The sequence below is a fragment of the Herbaspirillum sp. NPDC101396 genome (genome assembly GCF_044767365.1).
Taxonomy (GTDB): domain Bacteria; phylum Pseudomonadota; class Gammaproteobacteria; order Burkholderiales; family Burkholderiaceae_D; genus Herbaspirillum.
Window position 1 is genome coordinate 542,736 of the sequence record NZ_JBIWNT010000004.1, and the last position, 23,778, is coordinate 566,513.

General features: G+C 60.3%; 21 protein-coding genes. 13 read left to right on the plus strand and 8 right to left on the minus strand.

The window, feature by feature from the left end; genetic code table 11:
• Positions 1–80 precede the first annotated feature (80 nt).
• Positions 81–671: an oligoribonuclease gene (gene orn / locus ACIROY_RS16270; protein ID WP_116435106.1), complete on the plus strand. Its 591-nt coding sequence runs from the start codon at positions 81–83 to the stop codon at positions 669–671.
• Positions 672–717: 46 nt separating this feature from the next.
• A complete protein-coding gene (locus tag ACIROY_RS16275) occupies positions 718–1,479 on the plus strand; it encodes a sulfite exporter TauE/SafE family protein (RefSeq protein ID WP_402276279.1) in 762 nt (253 codons plus the stop codon).
• Positions 1,480–1,506: 27 nt separating this feature from the next.
• On the opposite strand, the gene ACIROY_RS16280 is transcribed toward ACIROY_RS16275, so the two are convergent.
• The gene (locus ACIROY_RS16280) at positions 1,507–2,199 is read right to left on the minus strand and encodes a UPF0149 family protein (RefSeq protein ID WP_402276281.1); all 693 of its coding nucleotides are present in this window, start codon (positions 2,197–2,199) and stop codon (positions 1,507–1,509) included.
• 115 nt (positions 2,200–2,314) lie between these two features.
• Here ACIROY_RS16280 and ACIROY_RS16285 point away from each other — a divergent pair, with 115 nt between their 5' ends.
• Both ACIROY_RS16285 and ACIROY_RS16290 read left to right on the plus strand, forming a co-directional pair.
• The gene (locus tag ACIROY_RS16285) at positions 2,315–3,310 is read left to right on the plus strand and encodes a serine/threonine protein kinase (protein WP_402276284.1); all 996 of its coding nucleotides are present in this window, start codon (positions 2,315–2,317) and stop codon (positions 3,308–3,310) included.
• A 16-nt stretch (positions 3,311–3,326) separates the two neighbouring features.
• Positions 3,327–3,908 carry a DNA-3-methyladenine glycosylase I gene (locus tag ACIROY_RS16290; RefSeq protein WP_402342439.1) on the plus strand — a complete coding sequence of 194 codons (582 nt, stop codon included), beginning with the start codon at positions 3,327–3,329 and terminating at the stop codon, positions 3,906–3,908.
• Between the two features lie 78 nt (positions 3,909–3,986).
• Here the strand turns inward: ACIROY_RS16290 and ACIROY_RS16295 are convergent, their stop codons facing one another.
• From ACIROY_RS16295 to ACIROY_RS16305, 3 genes are all read right to left on the minus strand, one after another.
• Positions 3,987–5,420 (minus strand): NAD-dependent succinate-semialdehyde dehydrogenase, encoded by a 1,434-nt coding sequence (locus ACIROY_RS16295; protein ID WP_402342441.1) that lies wholly within the window; start codon positions 5,418–5,420, stop codon positions 3,987–3,989.
• A gap of 162 nt (positions 5,421–5,582) precedes the next feature.
• The gene (locus tag ACIROY_RS16300) at positions 5,583–6,698 is read right to left on the minus strand and encodes an NADH:flavin oxidoreductase/NADH oxidase (RefSeq protein WP_402342443.1); all 1,116 of its coding nucleotides are present in this window, start codon (positions 6,696–6,698) and stop codon (positions 5,583–5,585) included.
• A 179-nt stretch (positions 6,699–6,877) separates the two neighbouring features.
• On the minus strand, positions 6,878–8,683 hold the full coding sequence (locus tag ACIROY_RS16305; RefSeq protein ID WP_402276294.1) for an ABC transporter transmembrane domain-containing protein: 1,806 nt from the start codon (positions 8,681–8,683) through the stop codon (positions 6,878–6,880).
• A gap of 303 nt (positions 8,684–8,986) precedes the next feature.
• Between ACIROY_RS16305 and egtD the strand changes: the two genes are divergently transcribed.
• From egtD to ACIROY_RS16325, 4 genes are all read left to right on the plus strand, one after another.
• On the plus strand, positions 8,987–9,931 hold the full coding sequence (gene egtD / locus ACIROY_RS16310; protein WP_402276992.1) for an L-histidine N(alpha)-methyltransferase: 945 nt from the start codon (positions 8,987–8,989) through the stop codon (positions 9,929–9,931).
• Positions 9,932–9,979: 48 nt separating this feature from the next.
• Positions 9,980–11,194 carry an ergothioneine biosynthesis protein EgtB gene (egtB, locus tag ACIROY_RS16315; RefSeq protein ID WP_402276296.1) on the plus strand — a complete coding sequence of 405 codons (1,215 nt, stop codon included), beginning with the start codon at positions 9,980–9,982 and terminating at the stop codon, positions 11,192–11,194.
• 215 nt (positions 11,195–11,409) lie between these two features.
• A complete protein-coding gene (locus tag ACIROY_RS16320) occupies positions 11,410–12,144 on the plus strand; it encodes a hypothetical protein (protein WP_402342445.1) in 735 nt (244 codons plus the stop codon).
• Complete coding sequence (locus ACIROY_RS16325) at positions 12,141–12,884, plus strand: ATP-binding cassette domain-containing protein (protein WP_402276300.1); 744 nt, start codon at positions 12,141–12,143, stop codon at positions 12,882–12,884. The genes ACIROY_RS16320 and ACIROY_RS16325 overlap by 4 nt, the downstream gene beginning before the upstream one ends.
• 88 nt (positions 12,885–12,972) lie before the next feature.
• Here the strand turns inward: ACIROY_RS16325 and leuA are convergent, their stop codons facing one another.
• Both leuA and ACIROY_RS16335 read right to left on the minus strand, forming a co-directional pair.
• Positions 12,973–14,676, minus strand: coding sequence for a 2-isopropylmalate synthase (leuA, locus tag ACIROY_RS16330; protein ID WP_402276303.1), 1,704 nt, complete (start codon positions 14,674–14,676; stop codon positions 12,973–12,975).
• Positions 14,677–14,768: 92 nt separating this feature from the next.
• Positions 14,769–14,891 (minus strand): hypothetical protein, encoded by a 123-nt coding sequence (locus ACIROY_RS16335; RefSeq protein WP_402276305.1) that lies wholly within the window; start codon positions 14,889–14,891, stop codon positions 14,769–14,771.
• Between the two features lie 384 nt (positions 14,892–15,275).
• Between ACIROY_RS16335 and ACIROY_RS16340 the strand changes: the two genes are divergently transcribed.
• From ACIROY_RS16340 to ACIROY_RS16355, 4 genes are read left to right on the plus strand one after another with little or no spacing between them, the layout of a single operon-like run.
• Positions 15,276–15,944 carry a paraquat-inducible protein A gene (locus tag ACIROY_RS16340; RefSeq protein ID WP_402276307.1) on the plus strand — a complete coding sequence of 223 codons (669 nt, stop codon included), beginning with the start codon at positions 15,276–15,278 and terminating at the stop codon, positions 15,942–15,944.
• Complete coding sequence (locus ACIROY_RS16345; RefSeq protein ID WP_402342447.1) at positions 15,941–16,681, plus strand: paraquat-inducible protein A; 741 nt, start codon at positions 15,941–15,943, stop codon at positions 16,679–16,681. The genes ACIROY_RS16340 and ACIROY_RS16345 overlap by 4 nt, the downstream gene beginning before the upstream one ends.
• Complete coding sequence (locus tag ACIROY_RS16350; protein WP_402276311.1) at positions 16,674–18,311, plus strand: intermembrane transport protein PqiB; 1,638 nt, start codon at positions 16,674–16,676, stop codon at positions 18,309–18,311. The genes ACIROY_RS16345 and ACIROY_RS16350 overlap by 8 nt, the downstream gene beginning before the upstream one ends.
• Positions 18,311–18,937 carry a membrane integrity-associated transporter subunit PqiC gene (locus tag ACIROY_RS16355; protein ID WP_402342449.1) on the plus strand — a complete coding sequence of 209 codons (627 nt, stop codon included), beginning with the start codon at positions 18,311–18,313 and terminating at the stop codon, positions 18,935–18,937. The genes ACIROY_RS16350 and ACIROY_RS16355 overlap by 1 nt, the downstream gene beginning before the upstream one ends.
• A 109-nt stretch (positions 18,938–19,046) precedes the next feature.
• On the opposite strand, the gene ACIROY_RS16360 is transcribed toward ACIROY_RS16355, so the two are convergent.
• Together ACIROY_RS16360 and fabI are read right to left on the minus strand one after the other, a co-directional pair.
• Positions 19,047–20,489: a DEAD/DEAH box helicase gene (locus ACIROY_RS16360; protein WP_402276316.1), complete on the minus strand. Its 1,443-nt coding sequence runs from the start codon at positions 20,487–20,489 to the stop codon at positions 19,047–19,049.
• Between the two features lie 408 nt (positions 20,490–20,897).
• On the minus strand, positions 20,898–21,680 hold the full coding sequence (fabI, locus tag ACIROY_RS16365; protein WP_016833260.1) for an enoyl-ACP reductase FabI: 783 nt from the start codon (positions 21,678–21,680) through the stop codon (positions 20,898–20,900).
• A gap of 276 nt (positions 21,681–21,956) precedes the next feature.
• On the opposite strand from fabI, the gene ACIROY_RS16370 reads away from it, so the two are divergent.
• The gene (locus ACIROY_RS16370) at positions 21,957–23,774 is read left to right on the plus strand and encodes an extracellular solute-binding protein (protein WP_402342451.1); all 1,818 of its coding nucleotides are present in this window, start codon (positions 21,957–21,959) and stop codon (positions 23,772–23,774) included.
• The last annotated feature ends 4 nt before the right edge of the window (positions 23,775–23,778 follow it).

The window sequence follows — 23,778 nt, forward strand, 5'->3', positions numbered from 1 at the left end:
CCGCTCAAAAAATTCGATGAAAATGGCGAATCGAATGGGGTGAGCGGCCGATTCAAGCAGAATATGAAGAAAGAACGATTATGTCACAAGCCACCGACACCAACGCCGCTCCGTATACGATCCCGGCGCGTCCAAACGAGTTCAACCTGATCTGGGTCGATATGGAAATGACCGGCCTGGATCCCGATAACGACCGCATCATCGAAGTTGCCGTTGTGGTAACAGATCCTGAACTCAATGTGCTGGCCGAAGGCCCGGTGTTCGCGATTCACCAGTCCGATGAGATCCTCGACGGCATGGACGCCTGGAACAAGGGCACGCACGGCCGCTCCGGCCTGATCGAGCGCGTCAAGGCCTCGACCGTGACCGAAGAAGAAGCCTCGGCGGCGCTGATCGCCTTCCTCAAGCCTTTCGTGCCGGTCGGCAAGTCGCCGATGTGCGGCAATTCGATTTGCCAGGACCGCCGCTTCATGGCGCGCGGCATGCCCAAGCTGGAAACCTTCTTCCACTACCGCAACCTTGACGTGTCCACACTCAAGGAACTGTGCCGCCGCTGGAAGCCCGAGCTGGCAAGCGGTTTCAAGAAGCATCAGAAGCACACCGCGCTGGCCGACATCATCGAATCGATCGAAGAACTGAAGTACTACCGCGAGCATTTCATCAAGGAGTAATCCTGATGACCATGCCGACGACGGGATTGCGGTCGGGGACCTTGCCTTGATCCAGGACCCGCTGTTCTACGCAGCGGCGATTCCCGCGGTGCTGATCGTCGGCATTTCCAAGTCCGGGCTGGGCGGCGGCTCGCTCGGCATCCTCTCGATTCCCATCCTGTCGCTGGTTGCCTCGCCCTCGGTCGGTGCGGCAATCATGCTGCCCTTGCTGATCGCCATGGACATCATGGGGTTGATCACGTTTCGCGGCAAAGGCGACCTGCGCAATCTGCGCATCCTGATTCCGGCCGCGCTGGTCGGCATCGCCATCGGCGCGCTGACTTTCCGCTTCACCTCCGACGCCATGCTGCGCGGCCTGATCGGCGTGTTGTCGATCGGTTTCGTGGCGCAGCGCCTGCTCGGCCGCGGCCGTGTATTGCAGCCGACGTCGCCCAGCGTAGTGCGCGGATCGGTGTGGGGAACCATGTCCGGCTTCACCAGCTTCATCGCCAATGCAGGTGGACCGCCATTCGTGATTTATCTTGCGCCTCAGCAACTCGACAAGCTGGTGTTCGTCGGCACCTCGGTGATTTTCTTTTCCGTCATCAATGCGGTGAAGGTCGTGCCGTTCGTATTGCTGGGCCTGTTCGACGCGCGCAACCTGACGACCTCGCTGGCCTTGCTGCCGCTGGCGCCGGTCGGATATTGGCTGGGTTTGAAATTGCTGATGAAGGTGGATCAGGTGCGCTTCTACCAGATCACCATTGCGGCCTTGTTCGTGGCCGGCTGCAAGCTGTTGTGGGATGCCGCCGGAGCTTATCTGGGATAAATAAGCCCCGGCGCTGAAACCAACTGATTACGCGTTGTCGGCGCCGCAGCACTTCTTGAACTTCTTGCCGCTGCCGCACGGACAGTCGTCGTTGCGGCCGGCCTTGGGGCCGTCGCGGCGCACGGTTTCCACCGCCGACTTGCGGTGCGGCAGCCAGTACTTGTAGATGTGCGGGATCGCCGATTCCACTTCCACCGCCAGCTTGTGCGTCTTGACCGGATCTTCGACCAGCGCGATTTCTTCTTCTTCCAGCTCGTCCGAGCCGAGCAGGTAAATCGGGCGCATCAGTGCAGCCAGGTTGGAATGGAAAATCGGATCCCATTCCTTGACGCGCATCTGGATGCCTTCCCAGAATCCCCACGACCAGGCTTCGCCGTCGAGCAGGCTCTTGCCTTCGTGCTCACGCTCGCAGAACAGCGGTTCATATTCCTTGGGCGCGACTTCCAGCGTGATCGCGATTTCGTTCATCGAGCGCGCGATCAGGCCGGTGATGCGTTCGGCTTCCTTGGGGTTTTTGAACTTGGGCGTGTCTTCCGGCTTGCTGCCCCAGACGCGCGGCAGCCATTCGGCCATGAGGATTTCCTGCGGGCCGATCACCAGCGCGGTGAGGAAGCCGTGCAGCGTATCCATGGTCATGGCGTCTTCCGCACAGCGGTCGGACAGCAGGAAATCGTCGAGTTCGTCGAACTCTTCGTCGGAGAGAGGTTGGTCGAGTTGCATGGTGTGCGTCCGTATTGCGAGTAAAACCGCAGTTTAATAAAACCGCAGTTTAATTCCATTCGGCTGCGGAGGCGAGGATTACCGCAGCCCCCCTCTGGCACGTACAATGACAGCCATGACCGATTCCACCACCGTATTCAATTTCGCCGGGCTGTCGCCGGATACCGTGCTCGATGCACTCGACAGCGTCGGCCTGTACGGCGATGGCCGCCTGCTGGCGCTCAACAGCTATGAGAACCGGGTCTACCAGGTCGGCATGGAGGACGGCCCGCCGCTGGTGGCGAAGTTCTACCGGCCGCAGCGTTGGAGCGATGAAGCGATCCTCGAAGAACACGCCTTCGTCAGCGAACTGGTCGAACAGGAAATCCCGGTCGTGCCGGCGATGCTGCTGTCCAACGGGCGCAGCCTGCAGGAATTCCAGGGTTTTCGCTTTGCCGCCTTCACACGTCACGGCGGTCGCGCGCCCGAGCTCGACAACCCCGACACGCTGGAATGGCTGGGGCGCTTCATCGGCCGCATCCACGCGGTCGGTATGCAGCGTCCTTTTGCGCACCGGCCTGCGTTGAACATCGCCACCTTCGGTGAAGAGCCGCGTGACTATCTGCTGGCCAATGATTTCATCCCGATGGATGTGCTGAGTTCGTACAAGAGCACCGTCGATCTGGCGTTGGATGGCGTGCGCCGCTGCTTCGACCGCGCCGGCGACATCAGACAATTGAGATTGCATGGCGACTGCCACGTCGGCAACGTCTTGTGGACCGATGCCGGACCACATTTCGTCGATTTCGACGACAGCCGCAGCGGTCCGGCGATCCAGGATCTGTGGATGCTGTTGTCGGGCGAGCGCGGCGAGATGGTGCGCCAGCTGTCCGACTTGCTGGCCGGCTATGAGAGCTTCTGCGAATTCGAGCAGCGCGAGTTGTACCTGATCGAAGCGCTGCGCACGCTGCGTCTGATCCATTACTCGGCTTGGCTGGCGCGGCGCTGGGAAGATCCGGCGTTCCCGCAGGCCTTCCCGTGGTTCAATACGCAGCGTTACTGGCAGGACAGAATTCTGGAGTTGCGCGAGCAGATCGCGCTGATGGATGAACCGCCCTTGTGGCCTTTATGAAATGAGTGAGGAATAGATGAGCGTACAACGCTGCGCCTGGGTCAATCTCGCCAACCCGCGCTACGTAACTTACCACGACGAAGAATGGGGCGTGCCTTGCCACGACGAGACGCGCCTGTTTGAAATGCTCAACCTGGAAGGCGCGCAAGCGGGCCTCAGCTGGGAGACCGTGCTCAACAAGCGCGAGACTTACCGCGCCGCTTTCGATCAGTGGAATCCGGAAAAGATCGCGCGCTACACCGACGCCAAGGTGGCCAAGCTACTGGCCGATCCTGGCATCGTCCGTAATCGGCTGAAGGTAGCCGCGACGATCACCAATGCGCAGAGTTATCTGCGCCTGCGCGACGAAGTCGGCGGCCTTGATCCCTTCCTGTGGGCGTATGTGGACGGCAAGCCGATTCGCAACAAATGGAAAAGCCTGGGTGAAGCACCGGCCAAGACGGCGCTGTCGGATCAGGTGTCCAAAGACCTGCTCAAGCGCGGCTTCAAGTTCGTCGGCTCGACAATCATCTACGCCTACCTGCAAGGCATAGGCGTTATTGACGACCACGTCGTCGGTTGCCACTGCCACGGTCGCAAACACAAGCAGCCCAAGTAACACCGCCGCATTTACCGCAATGAAAAAGCCCGCGCTCCTTTGAAGAGCGCGGGCTTTTTTTGTAACGATACCGCGTGCTTACACGTCCAACTGCGAAACGAACTTGGTGTTGACGTAAGCTTCGATCGCTTCGGTGCCGCCTTCGGAACCGTAGCCGCTGTCCTTGATGCCGCCGAACGGGACTTCCGGCAGAGCCAGGCCGAGGTGGTTGATGGTGATCATGCCGCTTTCGACGCGAGACGACAGCGCGTGCTTGGTCTGCGCCGACTTGGCGTAGGCGTAGGCAGCCAGGCCGAACGGCAAGCGGTTGGCTTCGGCGATCACTTCATCCAATGTGTCGAACGAGTTGATCAGCGCCAGCGGGCCGAACGGTTCTTCGTTCATCGCGCGCGCCGACAACGGCACGTTGGTCAGCACGGTCGGCTCGAAGAAATAACCCTTGTCGCCGACACGCTTGCCGCCGAAGCGCAATTGCGCGCCTTGTTCAACCGCGTCGCTGATCAATGCTTCCAGCGCCGGGATGCGACGCTTGTTGGCAACCGGACCCATGGTGGTGCCGGCAACCGTACCGTCGCCCACCTTGAGCTGGCTGGCGACGGCGATGAACTTCTCGACGAAGGCGTCGAACACACTCTTTTGCACCAGGAAGCGGGTCGGCGACACGCACACCTGGCCGGCGTTGCGGAACTTGGCCGTTGCCAGCTGCTTGGCGGCGGCGTCGATGTCGGCGTCGTCGAACACGATGGCGGGCGCATGACCGCCCAGTTCCATGGTGGCGCGCTTCATGTGGGTGCCGGCCAGCGCGGCCAGTTGCTTGCCGACCGGGGTCGAGCCGGTGAAGGAAATCTTCTTGATGATCGGATGCGGGATCAGGTATTCGGAGATTTCCGACGGCACGCCGTAGACCAGGTTGACCACGCCATCGGGGATGCCGGCATCGGCAAACGCGCGGATCAGTTCGGCCGGCGAGGCCGGGGTTTCTTCCGGCGCCTTGACGATGATCGAGCAGCCTGCGGCCAGCGCTGCGGACAGCTTGCGCACGACTTGGTTGAGCGGAAAGTTCCACGGCGTGAACGCGGCAACCGGACCGACCGGCTCCTTGATCACCATTTGGTAGGCGTTCGGCACGCGTGCCGGCACCAGGCGGCCGTAGGTGCGGCGCGCTTCTTCGGCAAACCAGTCGATGGTGTCGGCGGCGCCGAGGGTCTCGGCCTTGGCTTCGGCCAGCGGCTTGCCTTGTTCCAGCGTCATCAGCAGCGCCACTTCATCGGCGCGTTCGCGCAGGATGTTGGCGGCCTTGCGCATGATCTTGGAGCGTTCGAAGGCGGAGATCTTGCGCCAGGTGTCAAAACCTTTTTGCGCGGAAGCCAGCGCGGCGTCGAGGTCTTGCTTGTTGGCGTGGGCGATATGGCCGATGACTTCTTCGGTGGCCGGATTGACGACCGCAATGGTGCGGTTGGAAACACTGGCGGTCCAGCGACCGTCGATGAAGAGTTGGACGTCTTTGTACATGAATATCTCTTTGCAGATCGGGTGGGGGAAATTTATGGAGGAGAAGCAGGGTGTTGAATTCACAGCCGGCAACGGCTCAATGCAGAAACAAAAAGGGCAGGCGTCATTTATACCACGCCATCAAAAACTGCGCCGACCCGGCAGGCCGGCGCAGGGAAGCAATCAATCCAGATCGCTGTAGTCGACGTTCTCGCGCAGCGGTGTCTTGCTCGACGCGGCGCGCACGTATTGCGGCGGCCAGGCGACGTTTTCCTTGAGTTCGTCGGCGGCGTGCAGCGGCCAGTACGGATCGCGCAGCAGTTCGCGCGCCAGCAGCACGAGGTCCGCCTGTTCGGTGCGCAATACGTGTTCGGCCTGGGTGGCGTCGGTGATCATGCCGACAGTGCCGGTTGGGATCTTGGCTTCGTTGCGCACGCGCGCCGAGAATGCAGTCTGATAGCCCGGCCCGGTCGGGATCACCGCAGTGGCGACATTGCCGCCGCTGGAGACGTCCACCAGATCGACCTCTGCCTCGCGCAGCAGGCGCGAGACGGCGACGATATCGTCCGGCGTCAGGCCGCCCTCGGTCCAGTCGGTGGCCGAGACGCGCACGAACAGCGGCAGATCGGCCGGCCACACCTTGCGCACGGCGGCGACGACTTCCAGCAGGAAGCGCGCGCGGTTCTCCAGCGTGCCGCCGTATTGGTCGGTGCGCTGATTGCTCAATGGCGAAAGGAATTCATGCAGCAGGTAGCCGTGTGCGGCATGCACTTCGACCACCTTGAAGCCGGCCTTGAGCGCGCGCTGGGCGGCGTCCGCAAATGCCTGGACGCGTTCGGCGATGGCGGCGACGCTCAGCTCGACCGGCGGCTTGAACGTGGCGTCGAACGGCAGCGCCGACGGGCCGACGGTTTCCCAGCCGCCTTCTGCTGCGGGCACGGTGCCGGCTTTGCCTGCCCATGGACGCCATGCGCTGGCCTTGCGGCCGGCATGCGCCAGCTGGATGCCGGCGAACGATCCCTGGGTTTCGATGAAACGCGTGAGGCGTTGCAGCGGCTCAATGTGTTCGTCTTTCCAGATGCCGACGTCTTCCGGCGTGATGCGGCCTTCGGCCAGTACGCCGGCGGCTTCCACGATCACCAGTCCGGCGCCGCCGACGGCGCGGCTGCCCAGATGCACCAGATGCCAGTCGTTGATGAAGCCGTCTTGTGACGAGTACTGGCACATCGGCGAGACGACGATGCGGTTGGGCAGGGTCAGTCCGCGCAAGGTGAACGGAGAAAACAGTTTGCTGCTCATCGGAAACTCCTGGTTGTGCGCGGCGCGCCCGGGATAAAGGCGCGTCTTCGCGGATTGGGGAAAGTACGGAAAATGGTTGCGGCCTGAATGTGGCCTGAATCTGGCTTCAACACGAAAGTCTATTTTATTTTTTGAAAGCGCGTACGAGGAGGCCGGATGCCGGAGTCCGGTCGGCACCCTCAGTCGGTATTGAACTGCAATGCCGCCAGGCTGGCGTAAAGTCCATCCTGCTCAATCAGCTCGGTATGCGTACCGGTCTCGACGATGCGGCCGTGTTCGACCACCACGATGCGGTCGGCGCGCTGCACGGTCGCCAGGCGGTGTGCGATGACCAGCGTGGTGCGGCCGACCATGGCTGCTTCCAGCGCGATCTGCACGAGTCGCTCCGATTCGGCGTCGAGCGCGCTGGTGGCTTCGTCGAGCAGCAGCAGCGGCGGATTTTTCAACAGCGCGCGCGCAATCGCGATGCGCTGGCGCTGGCCGCCGGACAGGCGCACGCCGCGCTCGCCGAGGAAGGACTGGTAACCTTGCGGCAGGCGCTCGATGAACTCGTGCGCGGCGGCCATCCTGGCGGCCGCGATGACTTCCTCGTCGCTGGCGTCGGCGCGGCCGAAGCGGATGTTCTCCAGTGCGTTCTCGGAAAAGATCACGGTGTCTTGCGGCACGATGCCGATGGCGTTGCGCAGCGCAGACAAAGTGAGGAAACGGATGTCGACGCCGTCCAGCGTGATCTTGCCGTGCTGCGGATCGTAGAAGCGCAGCAGCAGCTGGAACAGCGTGGTCTTGCCGGCGCCGGACGGGCCGACAACGGCAATCGTTTCGCCCGGTTTGATGTCCAGCGACAGATGCATCAGCGCGTTACTGTCAGGGCGCGACGGATAGTGGAACATCACGTCGTCCAGCCGCAGGGCGGCGCCGTTGGCGGTGCGCGGCGGCAATGTCTCCGGCAGCAGCACTGATTGCACCGGCGACTGCGCCGCCAGCAGGTCGAGCAGGCGTTCGGTGGCGCCGGCGGCGCGCTGGGTGTCGCCCAACACTTCCGACAGGGCGCCGATGGAACCGGCCACCAGCGAGGCATACAGGATGAACTGGCCGAGCTGCCCGCCGCTCATGCTGCCTTGCACGACCGCATGGGCGCCCAGCCACAGCACGAACACGATCGCGCCGAACACCAGCAGGATCGCCATCATGGTCAGCACCGAACGCGCGCGGATGCGCTGCATGGCGGTGTGGAAAGCGCGTTCCACGGAGGTGCCGAAACGTTTGGCCTCAATCTCTTCATGTGTGAACGCTTGCACGGTCGGCATGGCGTTGAGGATTTCGCCAGCCAGCGCCGAGGCGTCGGCCACGCGGTCCTGCGATTCGCGCGACAGCTTGCGCACGCGGCGGCCGTAGAACACGATCGGAAGCACCACCGCCGCCAGCATCACGATGATGATGGACGATAGTTTGACGCTGGTGATGAACAGCATGACCATGCCGCCGATAAAAAGCAGTCCATTGCGCAGCGCCATCGAAATGCTGGTGCCGACCAGGGTCTGGATCAGCGTGGTGTCGGTGGTCAGGCGCGACAGCACTTCGCCGGTCTTGGTGGTTTCGAAGAATTGCGGGCTTTGCGTGACCACGTGCGCGTAGACCGCGCTGCGCAGATCCGCCGTCACGCGTTCACCCAGCCAAGACACCATGTAGAAACGCGCCGCCGTCGCCACGCCGAGGATACAGGCGACGCCGAACAGGGCGAGGAAGTACAGGTCGATGTGCAAGGTGCTGGCGGCGGCATCCGCGCCGCCGATGCCGCTTTTGCCGAAGCCCAGATCGATCATCTGCCGGAAGGCATAGGGAATCGCCAGTGTCGCTGCGGCCGCCACGATCAGCGCCAGGCCGGCCAGCATGAATTGACGCTTGTAGGGTTTCAGGAAGGGGAGCAGGCCGATCAGGGTTTTGATGCTGCCTTTGGCTGGTTCTGGTTTGACGCTTGATGACATGTTGGCAAGATTCTTGATGTTGATGAAGCAACTTTGGCGGCTGGATGTCGGATTTTTTATCGGGCGGTGAACCACGCGATTGATTGCAAGTCGATAGAATGCATAAGTATATGCATTCATCAGATATGCAAGCCGCTGTTCTTTTCCTGGCGCAGAGCTTGAAATGCGCAGGGTGCACGCCATATCTGGTTCTTTAAACGCGATCTAGTGTATTGCATGCGCGGCTACCGTGCCGATCGCGTTCATGATGTTTCATGCTGTTTCAACCAGGAGAGCAAATTGGCTCAACGATTGTTGCAGGACATGCAGGACGATTGGTCAGAACCCTGTCCCATCCGGAGCGAATTGCAAGACGGCCTGATGGCCGACGTTGCCAGAATTTCTCCCAAATACTTTTACGACGCGCTCGGCTCCACTTTGTTCGAGGCGATCTGCGCGCTGCCGGAATACTATCCGACCCGCACCGAGGCGCAAATCTTCGAGCAGCACGCCGACGACATTGCCGCGACCGTCGGCAAGGGCGTGACGATGATCGACCTCGGCGCCGGCAATTGCGCCAAGGCGGCGCGTCTGTTCCCTGCGCTGCAGCCGCGCCAATATGTGCCGATCGATATCTCGACGGAATTCCTGCGCGAGGCGGTGAACGGCTTGCGGCAAAAATTCCCGGCGATTCCGATGCAGGAAATTGCGATGGATTTTTCCGCCTCGCTGCAATTGCCGTCCACGGTCGGACGTGAAAATCGCCTGTTCTTTTATCCCGGATCATCGCTCGGTAATTTCGCGCCGGAAGAGGCGCTGCAATTCCTCCGTCGCATGCGTCACGGCTTGCAACTGGGCGAAGGCGGCGGCGTCTTGCTGGGCATTGACCTGGTCAAGGAAAAGGCGGTGCTTGATGCCGCCTACGACGACGCGCTCGGCGTGACGGCGGCGTTCAACCGCAACGCGCTGTTGCACGTCAATCGCCTGCTCGGCAGCGATTTCGTGGTGGCTGACTGGCAGCATCGCGGTTTCTTCAATCCGGAACTGTCGCGTATCGAGATGCACCTGGAAGCGCGCCGCGACCTCACCGTGACATGGTGCGGCGGCGAGCGCAAATTCAGCCAGGGTGAACGCATCCATACCGAAAACAGCCATAAATTCACGCCGGACGGTTTCAGCGACCTGCTGCGCGAGGCCGGTTTCGGTCAGGCCAAGATGTGGTTCGACCCGCAGAAATGGTTCATGCTATGTTACGCGCGACCGGTGTAAGCAGCACCAGGCCTCACGGGCGAAGAGGTACAAAAGGAGATAAGCAGCATGCATAACGAGACGGCAGTACTGGCGGCAACGAACGCGGCCATCGTCGACGACTTCCTGCGCACGCGCGAATATTCGATGATCCTCGCAACGCCTTTGTCTGACGAGGATTGTGGGGCGCAGTCGATGCCCGACGCCAGTCCGGTCAAGTGGCACCTGGCGCACACCAGCTGGTTCTTTGAAACCTTCATCCTCGAAGCGTACGAGCCAGACTTTGCGGCGTTCCATCCGGCGTTCCGGGTGCTGTTCAATTCGTATTACGAAGGTGTCGGCGACAAGCATCCGCGTCCGCAGCGCGGCATGCTCACGCGCCCTTCGCTGGCCGAGGTTCGCGCCTATCGCGCCAACATCGATCTGCGCATGCAAGCCCTGCTGCTGTCGGATGTGTGCGATGACAATTGCCTGCGCCTGCTGGAACTGGGCATGCAGCACGAGCAGCAGCATCAGGAACTGATCCTGACCGACCTCAAGCACCTGCTGTCGCTCAATCCGCTCAAGCCCGCCTACCTGCCGCGCGCCTTGCAGGCCATGCCGGTGCAGACCGAGCTGGAGTGGAATACCTTCGACGCCGGCGTGGTGGAAATCGGTTATCGCAATGGTGGATTCTGTTTCGACAACGAGCTGCCGTCGCATCGCCAGTTCGTCGAAGCATTCGCGATCGGCTCGCGCCTGATCAGCAATATCGAATACCTGATGTTCGTCGAACAGGGCGGTTACGAGAATCCCGCCTACTGGCTGTCGGCCGGCTGGGACTGGCGCAGCAGCAATCACATCGCGCATCCGCTGTACTGGCAGCGGCAGGAGGACGGCGCCTGGCGCGAGTTCACGCTGCACGGCACGCTGCCGCTGGACCCGCATGCGGCGGTGCTGCATTTGTCCTATTACGAGGCCGACGCGTTTGCGCGCTGGGCCGGTGCACGCTTGCCGACCGAAGCGGAGTGGGAATATGCCGCCGGCGAGTTGGGCAACGAAGGCCGGCAATTCTTCGGCACGGCGTGGCAGTGGACTTCGAGTAGCTATGCGCCGTATCCGGGCTATGCGATTCCCGACGGCGCGGTGGGTGAGTACAACGGCAAGTTCATGGTCAATCAATACGTCTTGCGCGGCTCCTCGGGCGCAACGCCGCTCGGGCATTCGCGCACCAGCTATCGCAACTTCTTCCCGGCGACGGCCTGCTGGCAATACAGCGGGATTCGTTTGGCGCGATCGCTGTAACGAGTCCGCTGTAGTACAAATTAAAAAAGCCGCCGGTTGAATAAACCGGCGTTTTTTTTGCCTGGTAATTCCGATTCAAGTATCTCCTGAATTCTAAAAGATTAATTGTAATTATGATAATTTTCACTAAAGTGAACTGGTAGTTGATCTGGCAGTTGCTGCTGCAGCAACGTGGATGATCTATTTCGCCAAGTTTTTTTCGCGCCTATTAAAAAATGCTCGCTACCTTAAAACTCAGTCTTATTCTAATCAGAGAACAATGCCGCGAGCCTGTAGGTATTTTCTGGGCCCTGATCGCGCCGGCAGGCTTCTTCTGTTTTGCCAATTGGTCGGATCGAAATATCTTTTTAGAAGAGGGCGGGGCATTCTTGCTTCGTGCAGGTTGGTATCTGGCCTATATCGGATTAATGACAGCGCTCTTCGGCTTTGGCTTGTACCTGATAGGGCGACGGGAAAGCGGATTTATCCGAACATTCGCCTACGCCAGCCGTTCGCGGATGCAGTTTATCGGCGCGCAATTTCTGGCATCTTTGACGCTGTCAATTCTCTACGGCTTGTTCTTTATGCTCGTCACGAGTCTGGCTTTTCAGCCGAATATAAGTAGCGCGCCGTTATTCGCCCTATTGATCCGTTTCATATGTACGACGATGATCCTGATGGTTGGATGTGTGACATTCAGTGCACTGCCGTTGACGTTTCAAACGGCAAGCAGCCTGATGTCAATTTTGTCTATGCCGCTCATCATGCTGGGACTGGCTTCGACGAGGACCGATGCAGTGGCGCTGCATTGGATCAACTTCGTTAACCCCTATTTTGTTGCCGGAGAATTCATCAGTGGTGGTGTGACGGACTTTTCAGTGGCCCCAATATTGCATTTCGTTCTGTTGCTGGCGTTGGGTATCTATGGTTTGTTGTGTTTCAAGATAAATCCTATATGGAGTCGATATTGAACTCGAATTCAGGAATTAACGTTATTGAGGCGACGCTGAGGTATAAGGACAAGATAGTTTTAGAAGGGGCTAAGTTGCGGGCGGAGCCTGGAGAGATTGTGGGTTTGCTGGGCTCAAACGGTGCAGGGAAAAGCAGCTTCTTCGATATTCTCTGCGGAATAAATCCTACCGCCACGCTGAGAACTGAAAAAGCATTGAGTCCGGGGCAATGCATATATTTGTCCCAAGCCATTACGACGCCGGCTGCACTGAAAATGCATGAAATCGCGGAAATGATTGAGTTGATGTCAGGCGTTATTGACAAGACTGCGATAAAGGCGAGGAGGGATGAACTGATTGGGGAGCACAAAAAATCTCGGTTTGATGAAATCGGTGCATTGCGTTCGGGCGTTTGCAGTTACGGTGAAAAACGCTGGTATATCGCGATGTGCCTGCTGGCCATTGACCGGGATGTTTACATACTGGATGAGCCCACTAGCGGAGTTGATCCTGAATATCGGTTCTACATCTGGCAAGCAATTTCGACGTTGAAAAAATGCCAGAAAACGATTCTGGTTTCTTCTCATTTGGTAAGCGAGATCGCTGACAACTGTGATTATTTTTATTTTCTCGTGAATGGTGAGTTTACAAAGTATCGCGACGGCGCCGATTTTTCGTCAACCTTTGATTGTGATTCACTCGATGCCGCCTTCATTCGTGCGGCGCAGGGCATCAATCCGAAGACGCCCTCTTTCGCTTGAGGGCGACACGCTGCATATTGAAGAAATTCAGAGACGTAAAAAAGCCGCCGGTTGGATAAACCGGCGGCTTTTTTTGCGTGATCCCGAATCAGGCTGCTTTCGCTTTTGGCGAAGAAGACTGGTTGGCGCTCTGGTCGATCGCGATCTGGCGATTGACGGCGCTGAGGACGGCCTTGAACGAGGCGGTGACGATGTTGGCGTCGATGCCCACGCCGAAGCCGGTTGGCGCTTCGTTCAGGCGCAGTTCGATGTAGCTGGCGGCTTGCGCGTTGGCGCCTGCGCCGATGGCGTGTTCGTGGAAATCCATCAGCTTGATGTCCAGGCCCAGCGCATTGACGAAGGCGTCGATCGGACCGTTGCCGGTGCCGCGCACGGTGGTCTTTTCGCCGTTGCGCTCAATGTCGACTTCGATCTTGATCGATTCTTCATGCGAGGTGTCTTCCGACATGCGATGCGCGCGGTAGACGTACGGTGCGCTGCGGTCCAGGTACTCGGTCTTGAAGATCGTGTAGATGTCGGTGGCGACGATTTCCTTGCCGCTGGCGTCGGCTTCGCGCTGGATGGCGCGGCTGAACTCGATCTGCAGGCGACGCGGCAGGGCCAGGCCGTATTCCTGTTCCAGCAGGTAAGCCATGCCGCCCTTGCCGGACTGGCTGTTGACGCGGATTACGGCGTCGTAGCTGCGGCCCAGGTCGGCCGGGTCGATCGGCAGGTAAGGCACTTCCCAGATGGCGTCGGCTTGCTGCTTGGCGAAACCCTTCTTGATCGCGTCCTGGTGCGAGCCGGAGAAGGCCGTGAAGACCAGGTCGCCGACGTAAGGATGGCGCGGGTGGACCGGGATCTGGTTGCACTCTTCGACGCACTGACGCACGGTGTCGATATCGGAGAAGTCCAGGCCTGGGTTGACGCCTTGGGTGTACAGGTTCAGGGCCAGCGTGACCAGGTCGACGTTGCCGGTGCGCTCGCCGTTGCCGAACAGGCAGCCTTCGACGCGGTCAGCGCCTGCCATGACGGCCAGTTCGGCGGAGGCGACGGCGGTGCCGCGGTCGTTATGCGGGTGCACCGAGATGATGGAGGACGAGCGGTATTTCAGGTTGCGGCACATCCATTCGATCTGGTCGGCGTAGACGTTCGGGGTGCTGCATTCGACGGTCGACGGCAGATTGAGGATGACCTTGCGTTCCGGCGTCGCTCCCCAGGTTTCGCAGACGGCGTCGCAGATTTCTTTGGAGAAGTCGAGTTCGGTGGTGCTGAAGGACTCCGGCGAATATTCATAGCGCCATTGAGTTTCCGGACGGGCGTCGGTCAATTCCTTGACCAGCTGGGTGCCGGTGACGGCGATGTTCTTGATTTCGTCGCGCGACATGTTGAAGACGATCTTGCGGAATGCCGGCGCGACCGAGTTGTACAGGTGGACGATGGCTTGCTTGGCGCCGGCCAGCGAATCGATGGTGCGGCGGATCAGTTCTTCGCGCGACTGTGTCAGCACGATGATGGTGACGTCGTCGGGGATGCGGTTTTCTTCGATCAGCTTGCGCACGAAATCGAAATCGGTTTGCGAGGCTGAAGGGAAGCCGACTTCGATTTCCTTCAGGCCGATTTGCAGGAGCATTTCAAAGAAGCGCAGCTTGCGTTCCGGACTCATCGGCTCGATCAGCGCCTGGTTGCCGTCGCGCAGGTCGGTGCTCATCCAGATCGGCGGCTTGGAAATGAACTGATTGGGCCAGGTGCGATCAGATAACGGGATCGTCGGGAATGCGCGGTATTTTGCTGCCGGGTTGCTTAACATCATGGTGGAACCTCTTTAATTGGTCACTGCTGAACAGAGAAACGTAACTGGGGAAATCATCTGATGTGGCTGGAAGTAGGGCCGCCTGACTGCCACTAACGCAAGGCCAGGCGACCGATCGGTAGTTTTAGCAGCAAGCGCGCCGGCGCACGTGCAACGACCATCGCAGCGATCAATTCGCCGGAAATCAGGAATGCAGTGATGGACGTGAAATGCATGGACGGCTTTTCAGGAAAAATTTACAACTTTTTAATTGTGCCGCCATGTGTGCCTGAAGACCCATTTCGGATGCTTTTCAGACCATGACCAGCGAGGAAACTGCAAAAACCAGGGGAGAAACTTGGATCAGCGCGAAGCTGGTAGTAGCGTCACTAGTAGCAACGCTAGCAGGGCGCCAGCGAAGTGCGATAGTGTCAGGGAGAATTGTGTTGCGGAGTTCATCTGGTCACTTTAGAAGATTGCCGTTTGAATTGTCAAGCTTTATCTGCCCGATCAGGCCCAATATCCCCGGAAAGCGAGCCGATCCGGTCATTTTTTGTTGTTAGAATCCAAGTTTGCCTAATTAACCAATAAGTCATCAATTTGAACCTCTCTCCCTCTCCATGCAAGAGCGCCCCGACCTGATCGTTTGCGAAGAGTGCGATGCCGTCCATCGCCGGCCGGTGCTCGCGCATGCCGAGGTCGCCCGCTGCCTGCGCTGCGGCGCCGAGCTCGAGCGCGACACCGGCAGCCGCCTGGAGCGCTTGCTGCCGCTGACGGTGGCGAGCCTGATCATGTTCGTGATCGCCAACAGTTTCCCTATCGTGCAGATCGAGTTGCAGGGCCTGACCAGCGAAACGACCCTGTTCGGCGCGGTGATGGTGCTCAATGGCGAGGGCATGTCGCTGGTAGCGATGCTGGTGCTGTCCACCACGATCCTGTTCCCGCTGATGCAAATGCTGGTGCTGCTCTATCTGTTGCTGCCGTCTGCGCCTGTTGTGAATGACGCGAATGATGTACACGGCGCGCATGATGGTCGCCGTCCCGGTGTGAAGATATTGCTGCGCCTGATGCAGGTGGTGCGCCCCTGGGGCATGGTCGAGGTGTTCCTGCTCGGCGTGCTGGTGGCGCTGGTGAAACTTTCCAATATGGCGGCCGTGGTGCCGGGCGTCGCCTTATGGGCGTTCGGTGCGCTGACCATCCTGCTGACCGTGGTGGTGTCGTTCAACCCGCGTTACCTGTGGCGCATCCTGGTCAGCGAACGCCGCAACAGCGGGGAGCCGATTGCATGAGCGCGGGCATGCACAACACCGGCGTCGACGGCATCGACCGCGCCTCGCATCCGATTGCGGCCGCACCCCGGCTCGACAGCGCCATCGGCACCGATATTTTCCCCTGCCACCATTGCGGCACGGTCTGGCAGGGCGCGCAGCAGGATGAACAATGCGGCGTCTGCCATGCGCCGCTGCACCGGCGCCGCATCGACAGCCTCAACCGCACGTGGGCGTTTCTGATCGCCGCCTGCATCATGTACATCCCGGCCAATCTGATGCCGGTGATGATCACTTCGACGCTGCTCGATGAGCAGCGCGACACCATCATGAGCGGCATCGTCTATTTCTGGGCGTCGGGTTCATGGGAGCTGGCCATCGTGGTGTTCGTCGCCAGTTTCATGGTGCCGCTGTTCAAGCTGGTGGCGCTGATCATCCTGACCGTCAGCGCGCGCCGTCGCAGCAGCTGGCAGCGGCTGCAGCGCGCCAAGCTGTACCGCGTGGTGGAAACCATCGGCCGCTGGTCGATGCTGGATGTCTTCGTGGTGTCGCTGCTGACGGGGCTGGTGCAGATAGAAGGATTCGCCAAGATCACCGCCGGCATCGGCGTGGCGGCGTTCGGCTCGGTGGTGGTGTTTACCATGCTGGCGTCGCTGAGCTTCGACCCGCGCCTGATCTGGGATGAGCTCGATCCGGAATCCGAACAAGCCGAACCTGCCGCAGATAAAGAGCAACAAGAAAAGGATAGCAATGACTGAACCGACGACGCCGACATCGGCACCATCGCAGCCGAACCGGCCGGAACCCAAACGCGAGCGCAAGCGTAACTGGCTGCCGTCGCTGGTCTGGCTTATCCCCATCGTTGCCGCCGTGGTCGGCTTGACGCTGGTGGCCAAGATCCTGGTCGAACGCGGCCCGATCATCACCATCAGTTTCGTCTCGGCCGAAGGCCTCGAAGCCGGCAAGACCAAAGTCAAGTACAAGGACGTCGACATCGGCCAGGTACAGTCGATCACGCTCAGCAAGGATCGCTCGCACGTCATCACCACCGTGCAGCTGACCAAGGAAGCGGAAAGCTTTACTGCCGACGACACCCGCTTTTGGGTGGTGCGTCCGCGCGTGGCGGCGTCGGGCATTTCCGGCTTGAACACCTTGTTGTCGGGCGCTTACATCGGCGCCGACGCCGGCAAGTCGGAAGAAACCAAGAAGGAATTCGCCGGTCTGGAACAACCCCCGATCATTACGCGCGACACGTCGGGCAAGCAGTTCGTGCTGCATGCCGCCGACCTCGGCTCGGTCGATATTGGCTCGCCGGTGTTCTACCGCCGCATCAAGGTAGGCCAGGTCGCTGCCTATGACCTTGACCAGGATGGCCGCGGCGTGACGTTGCGCATTTTCGTCAATGCCCCTTACGACAAGTTCGTCGGCATCAGTTCGCGCTTCTGGCACGCCAGCGGCTTCGACATGCAGATCAACGCCAGCGGCTTCAAGCTGCACACGCAATCGCTGGCGACGGTGGTGCTCGGCGGTATCGCGTTCAAGAGCATCGACGATCTCGACTCGCCGGCCCCCGCCAAGGAAAACACCAGCTTCCGCCTGGCCGAAGACGAAGCGGCGGCGATGAAGGAACCGGACGGCCGCTCGCAAACCGTGCTGCTGTACTTCAACCAGTCCTTGCGCGGCCTCGAGCCGGGCGCGGTGGTGGACTTCCGCGGCGTGGTGCTGGGCGAGGTCAAGTCCATCGGCATTGAATACGACGACAAGACCCGGGAGTTCTTGATGCCGGTGGTGGTGCAGCTGTATCCGGATCGCCTCGGCCGCAAGTTCAACGAGCAGCAGGAGTCGCGTTATACGCCGCGTCAGCGCCTGAAGTATCTGGTCTCGCGCGGCCTGCGGGCGCAGCTGCGCAGCGGCAGCCTGTTGACCGGGCAGGTGTATGTGGCGCTGGACTTCTTCCCGAACGCGGCGCCGGCGCAGATCGATATCGAGAGGACGCCGCTGGTGTTCCCGACGATCCCGAACAGCCTCGACGAGATCCAGAACCAGATTGGCGACATTACGCGCAAGCTCAGCAAGGTGCCGTTCGACAAGATCGGCGACGACCTGCGCAAGACGCTGGCGACGCTCAACCGCACCCTGACAGGTGCCGAGCAGACCATGAACAAGATCAACAACGACGTCGCACCGGAAATCACCGCCGCCATGCGCGATGCGCGCAAGACGCTCAGCGCCGCCGAACGGACGTTGTCCGAGGACGCACCGTTGCAGCAGGACGTGCGTCAGACCATGCAGGAGCTGTCGCGTGCAGCGGCATCAATTCGCGTGCTGACCGATTATTTGCAGCAACATCCCGAATCGCTGATTCGCGGCAAGCAGGAGGATAAATAATGCAGCGCAGTTTCACTCTCATCTCGTTGGCAACATCGGCAACAGCAGCGGTGCTGCTGAGCGCCTGCGCATCGGCGCCGACGCGTTTCTATACGCTGGCTGATACCGCGGCGCCGACAGCAGCAGCGGCTGCATCGATCCCGACCGGTCAGACCTTCATCGAGGTCGCGCCGGTCAGCGTGCCGGAACGCCTGGCGCGACCGCAAATCGTGGTGCGCACCGACGCCACGCGCGTGGATATTTTGGAGCAGGATCGCTGGTCGGCGCCGTTCAACAATGAGTTGCGCGACGCGCTGGCGAGTGGTGTGGCCAACCGGCTCGGCGCGGTCGACGTGACGCGCGGTGGCCGCCCCAACAACCAACCGGTCTATCGCATCGTGGTCGAATTGCGCCAGCTCGACGCGGTGAAGGGCGGCAAGGTCGACGCCACGTTTGGCTGGACCATCACGCGCAGCGACAACAGCAGCAGTGCAGTGTGCCGTTTGAGCGTGGTAGAGCCGGCGTCAGGGCTTGGTGTTGACGGCGTAGTGCAGGGCATGCAACGCGCGGTGGGCAATGCCGCCGACGCCATCGCCGCCGACGTGACGGCATTGCGTGCAGGCAAGACTGGAGTCTGCAGCCGCTAGCACTGCGCAGTTTTACCTTGCCGGAAATGACAAAGGCCGCTTCATCGAAGCGGCCTTTTGTTTTGCTGCACCGGCAAACATCACCGGTACGGTCAGTCTTTAATGCAGATCAGCGATCGCCGTACGAGCGACGTGCGCCGCCGTCGGAAGAACGTGCGCCAGTACCCTTGTAGCCGCCACCGCCGCCTTCTTTGCGTGGACCGCCGCTGCCGGCCGGTTTGCCGCCGAAGCTGCGACCACCGCCATTGCCATTGCCGCTACCGGCAGGACGAGCAGGACCGCTGCGGTTGTCGCCTGGACGCCAGCCGCCCGGCTTGCGCGCGGCGCGTGCAGGTGCTGCTGTCTTCTTCGGCTCGTAGCCTTCAACGACGTCCACCGGGATCGGTTGCTTGGTGAAGCGCTCGATACGTTTGACGTGCATGCCTTCTGCGTGATTGACCAGCGAGACGGCAACGCCGTTACGGCCGGCACGACCGGTACGGCCGATACGGTGAACGTAGTCTTCCGGGAATTTCGGCAGATCGTAGTTGAACACGTGGGTGATACCCGGCACGTCGATGCCGCGCGCGGCGACGTCGGTTGCCACCAGCACACGCACCTGGCCGCGGCGCATACCGTCCAGAGTGCGGTTACGCGCGCCCTGGTGCATGTCGCCATGCAAAGCGGCGGCAGCGAAACCGGCGATGTTGAGGCGGTCGGCGATGGTGTCGGCGTCACGTTTGGTGGCGGTGAACACAACCGCCTGGTCCATGGTGACGTCGCGCAGCAGGAAGTCGAGCAGGCGATTCTTGTGCGACAGGTCGTCGACGAAGTGAACGCGCTGGGCGATGTTTTCATGCTTGGTAGCGGAACCGGCGATCTGGATGATCTGCGGTGCATTGGTGATGCGCTTGGCCATGTTGCCGACGACGCCGTCCAGCGTTGCCGAGAACAGCATGGTTTGGCGAGTCGCCGGTGTCGCGGCGACGATCTTTTCGATGTCTTCGATGAAGCCCATGTCCAGCATGCGGTCGGCTTCGTCCAGAACCAGGATTTCCAGTTCGGAGAAATCGATCTTGCCCGAATCCATATGGTCGATCAGACGGCCAGGTGTCGCCACCAGGATTTCAGGATTGCGCGACAGCAATTGCATCTGCTTCGGATAAGGCATGCCGCCCAGGATCGACACGGCCTTCAGACGGCGCATGTGGGCGCAGTACTTGTCGGTCGCGGTGGTCACTTGCAGGGCCAGTTCGCGGGTCGGGGTCAGCACCAGCATCTTCGGCTGGGCAGGGCGGAAACGTGGACGGTCGCCGCGCGCCTTGGCGGCTTGGGCTTCCTGGTTAGGCGTCTTGGCGCCGGGAGCGGCAGGCGGCATCGAGGCGAACTTGTGCAGCGCCGGCAGCATGAACGCTGCGGTCTTGCCTGAGCCGGTCTGCGACGACACCAGCAGATCCTTGCCGGCGATGGCCGCAGGGATAGCCTGTTCCTGGACCGCAGTCGGCGCGGTGTAGCCGGAGTCGGTCAAGGCTTTGATGATCGATGGGTGCAGGCCTAGTGATTCAAAAGTCATGTTTTCTTTCGTTTAGTATGAGCGCCAGACAAATGCTATGCAGCGCAACGATTGCGTCGGTTTGAACGAACGCAACGAGCGCACAGCAAAAGCGGTGAACGCAAAAAAGCAACGCCAACCAACGAAATGACTATGAAAAACAAAGAAATTTCGGCACAAAAGCTTTGCGCCGGGACGGTGTCGCTTAGAAAATAAGGACACTCAAGGCGGGAGGGCTTTTACTACGTACTGTCGACTGTCTAGCGCGACAATTAGGGCTTGCGAAGCTACGGAGTAATCCGGTAGGCCGGATCACGGTTTGTACGTCGTATTGCAACGCACAAACCGGATCATACAGGAAAATGTCGAAGTTGGCACTAGGACTTGTTCGGAGATTTGCTTCGAACAAGCCCTGAACTTTAATGCGTCTTACTCCGAAATACCGCCGACAACACGCGAGAAGCCGCCGTCCACGTAGGTGATCTCGCCGGTAATGCCGCCCGCCAGGTCCGACAGCAGGAAGGCCGATGCATTGCCAACGTCCTCGATAGTTACGTTGCGGCGCAACGGAGCGTGATCGGAGACGAAGCCGAGGATCTTGCCGAAGCCCTTGATGCCGCTGGCCGCCAGGGTCTTGATCGGTCCGGCGGAAACGCCGTTGACGCGGACGCCCTTGGGACCCAGCGATTCGGCCAGATAGCGCACGCTGGCTTCCAGCGACGCCTTGGCCAGGCCCATGGTGTTGTAGTTCGGGACGACGCGCTCGGAGCCGAGGTAAGTCAGTGTCAGCAGCGCCGAGTTCTGACGCAGCAGCGGCAGGGCAGCCTTGGCCATGGCCGGGAAGCTGTAGGCCGAGATGTCGTGGGCAATCTTGAAGCCTTCGCGCGAGAAGCCTTCCAGGAAGTCGCCGGCAATCGCATCGGCCGGCGCATAGCCGATCGCGTGCACCAAGCCGTCGAGCTGATCCCAGGACTTGCCGAGATCGGCGAACAGGGCGTTGATCTGCTCATCGCTGCCGACGTCGCAATCAAAAATCAGCTTGGTGTCGAATTCTTCCGCGAACTTGGTGATGCGGTCCTTGAAACGCTCGCCGACATAGGTGAACGCCAGTTCCGCGCCTTCGCGCTTGCACGCCTGGGCGATGCCGTAGGCGATGGAACGATTCGATAACAAACCTGTGATCAGGATTTTTTTGCCTTGCAGAAATGCCATGTTGACTCCGAGTGATTCGCCGTACAGCGGCAGCAGGCTGAAAGCCGCGCCGGAACAGGCGAAATAAGGGGGATTCCGGTTCTATGCAGTATATTTGCGCTTGAACTGGGCAAGATTGTAGGGGCTTGCGACGGCGGGGGCAACTTCTGGCGTTTTTGCGGTCTCCCGTTATTGCCATTGTGTAAAAATTTATTCTGTAAAATGGTCGAATTGCTTTCAAATAGCGCATAAAGCACATCACTTTCAGGAACCAGAAATTCGACATGACAAGTACGCATGCGTAAATTCACCCTCTCCACATTGCTCCTGAGCTTCGCGGCAACACTCGGATTCAGCGGCCCGGCCTTCGCCGACCACGCCTTCTCGCTGTACGACACTCCTAAGTATCCCGCCGGCTTCACCCACTTCGATTACTTCAACCCTGACGCCCCCAAACGCGGCACGCTGTACCTGGCCAATCCGGACCGCCGCACCAGCTTCGACAAGTTCAATCCGTTCTCGCTCAAGGGCGTGGCGGCGGCGGGCGTGTCGACGCTGATGTTTGAAACCCTGGCAATAGGTTCCTCCGATGAAGTCGCCACCATGTACGGCCTGCTGGCCGACGACATGACGCTGGCGCCGGACCGCATGGCGATGACTTTCCATTTGAATCCGAAGGCTCGCTTCAACAACGGCGATCCGGTCACCGCGGCCGACGTCAAGTATTCCTACGACACGCTGCTGGCCAAGGGCGCGCCGCAGTTCAAGTCGATGTTCGCCGACGTCAAGCAATGCGTCGTGGTCGACGCGCAGACCGTGCGCTTCGAATTCAAGACCAGGAACCACGAGCTGCCGCTGATCGTCGGCGGCGTGCCGGTGTTTTCCAGAAAATGGGCGGCCGGCACTGCCTTCGACAACATCCAGCTGACGCCGCCGATCACCAGCGGCCCGTATCTGATCGATACCTACGACGTCGGCCGCAACATCACCTACAAGCGCAATCCCGCCTACTGGGGCACGGACATCCCGACGCGCAAGGGCAGCTTCAATTTCGAACGCATCGCCTATCGTTTCTACAAGGACGACGTCGCGCGGCTGGAAGCCTTCAAGGCCGGCGAGTTCGACGTAGTGGTGGAGTACAGCGCCAAGAACTGGGTGCGCAACTACAACGGTCCCAAATTTGTCAGCGGTGAAATCGTCAAGCGTGAACTCAAGCATTCCAACGGCGCCGGCATGCAGGGTTTCGTCATGAACCTGCGGCGCGACCAGTTCAAGGATGCACGCGTGCGCCAGGCGCTGGGACTTGCGCTCGACTACGAGTGGATGAACCGGCAATTGTTCTATGGTCAGTACACCCGCATCTATTCCTTCTTCAACAACAGCGCGCTCGCCGCCACCGGCGTGCCGGAAGGCGACGAGCTCAAATTGCTGGAGTCGATCCGCGCGTCCGGCACGAAGATCGATCCGGCCGTCTTCGGCCCGGCACCGGTGCCACCCAACACCAATCCGCCCGGCTCGCTGCGCGCCAACCTGCTGCAGGCGCGTGAGCTGCTGCGTCAGGCCGGCTGGGAATATCGCGACGGCGCCTTACGCAACGCCAAGGGTGAAGTGTTCGCGTTCGAGGTCCTGGATGATCAGTCGGCGCTGTCGCGCGTGATCAGCATCTACGTCCGCAATCTGCAAAAGCTGGGCATCCAGGTGACGCAGCGCACCGCCGATTTCGCCCTGGTAGCCAAGCGCATGGACGAATTCGACTACGACATGACCAGCATCCGCTTCCCCGATGTCAGCAGCCCCGGCAACGAAATGTTCGACATGTTCGGCTCCAGGGCGGCCGACGAAAAAGGCTCCAACAATGTCTGGGGCCTGAAGGACAAGGCCGTCGACAAGCTGGTCGAGGCGCTGGTCGCCGCCGAAACGCGCAAGGACCTGGTCGCGGCCGCACGCGGGCTGGACCGCGTCTTGCTGCACAAATACATCGTGGTGCCGCAGTGGTATTCGTCAACGCACCGCGTGGCCTATCGTAACCGTTTCGGCATTCCCGCCGTGGCGCCGCTGTACTACCAGGCTGATCCTTACGTGATCTCGAGCTGGTGGGAAGTGTCGCCGAAATGATTGT

What these genes read in the sequence shown, in the direction of transcription:
- ACIROY_RS16280 (WP_402276281.1), bottom strand. Translation starts at nt 2,199, where the DNA reads ATGCAACTCGACCAACCTCTCTCCGACGAAGAGTTCGACGAACTCGAC.
- ACIROY_RS16285 (WP_402276284.1), top strand. Translation starts at nt 2,315, where the DNA reads ATGACCGATTCCACCACCGTATTCAATTTCGCCGGGCTGTCGCCGGAT.
- ACIROY_RS16335 (WP_402276305.1), bottom strand. Translation starts at nt 14,891, where the DNA reads ATGCATTTCACGTCCATCACTGCATTCCTGATTTCCGGCGAATTGATC.
- leuA (WP_402276303.1), bottom strand. Translation starts at nt 14,676, where the DNA reads ATGATGTTAAGCAACCCGGCAGCAAAATACCGCGCATTCCCGACGATC.
- ACIROY_RS16360 (WP_402276316.1), bottom strand. Translation starts at nt 20,489, where the DNA reads ATGACTTTTGAATCACTAGGCCTGCACCCATCGATCATCAAAGCCTTG.
- ACIROY_RS16290 (WP_402342439.1), top strand. Translation starts at nt 3,327, where the DNA reads ATGAGCGTACAACGCTGCGCCTGGGTCAATCTCGCCAACCCGCGCTAC.
- ACIROY_RS16320 (WP_402342445.1), top strand. Translation starts at nt 11,410, where the DNA reads ATGCTCGCTACCTTAAAACTCAGTCTTATTCTAATCAGAGAACAATGC.
- ACIROY_RS16345 (WP_402342447.1), top strand. Translation starts at nt 15,941, where the DNA reads ATGAGCGCGGGCATGCACAACACCGGCGTCGACGGCATCGACCGCGCC.
- ACIROY_RS16350 (WP_402276311.1), top strand. Translation starts at nt 16,674, where the DNA reads ATGACTGAACCGACGACGCCGACATCGGCACCATCGCAGCCGAACCGG.
- ACIROY_RS16355 (WP_402342449.1), top strand. Translation starts at nt 18,311, where the DNA reads ATGCAGCGCAGTTTCACTCTCATCTCGTTGGCAACATCGGCAACAGCA.
- ACIROY_RS16300 (WP_402342443.1), bottom strand. Translation starts at nt 6,698, where the DNA reads ATGAGCAGCAAACTGTTTTCTCCGTTCACCTTGCGCGGACTGACCCTG.
- ACIROY_RS16305 (WP_402276294.1), bottom strand. Translation starts at nt 8,683, where the DNA reads ATGTCATCAAGCGTCAAACCAGAACCAGCCAAAGGCAGCATCAAAACC.
- ACIROY_RS16295 (WP_402342441.1), bottom strand. Translation starts at nt 5,420, where the DNA reads ATGTACAAAGACGTCCAACTCTTCATCGACGGTCGCTGGACCGCCAGT.
- ACIROY_RS16370 (WP_402342451.1), top strand. Translation starts at nt 21,957, where the DNA reads ATGCGTAAATTCACCCTCTCCACATTGCTCCTGAGCTTCGCGGCAACA.
- egtD (WP_402276992.1), top strand. Translation starts at nt 8,987, where the DNA reads ATGCAGGACGATTGGTCAGAACCCTGTCCCATCCGGAGCGAATTGCAA.
- fabI (WP_016833260.1), bottom strand. Translation starts at nt 21,680, where the DNA reads ATGGCATTTCTGCAAGGCAAAAAAATCCTGATCACAGGTTTGTTATCG.
- orn (WP_116435106.1), top strand. Translation starts at nt 81, where the DNA reads ATGTCACAAGCCACCGACACCAACGCCGCTCCGTATACGATCCCGGCG.
- ACIROY_RS16340 (WP_402276307.1), top strand. Translation starts at nt 15,276, where the DNA reads ATGCAAGAGCGCCCCGACCTGATCGTTTGCGAAGAGTGCGATGCCGTC.
- egtB (WP_402276296.1), top strand. Translation starts at nt 9,980, where the DNA reads ATGCATAACGAGACGGCAGTACTGGCGGCAACGAACGCGGCCATCGTC.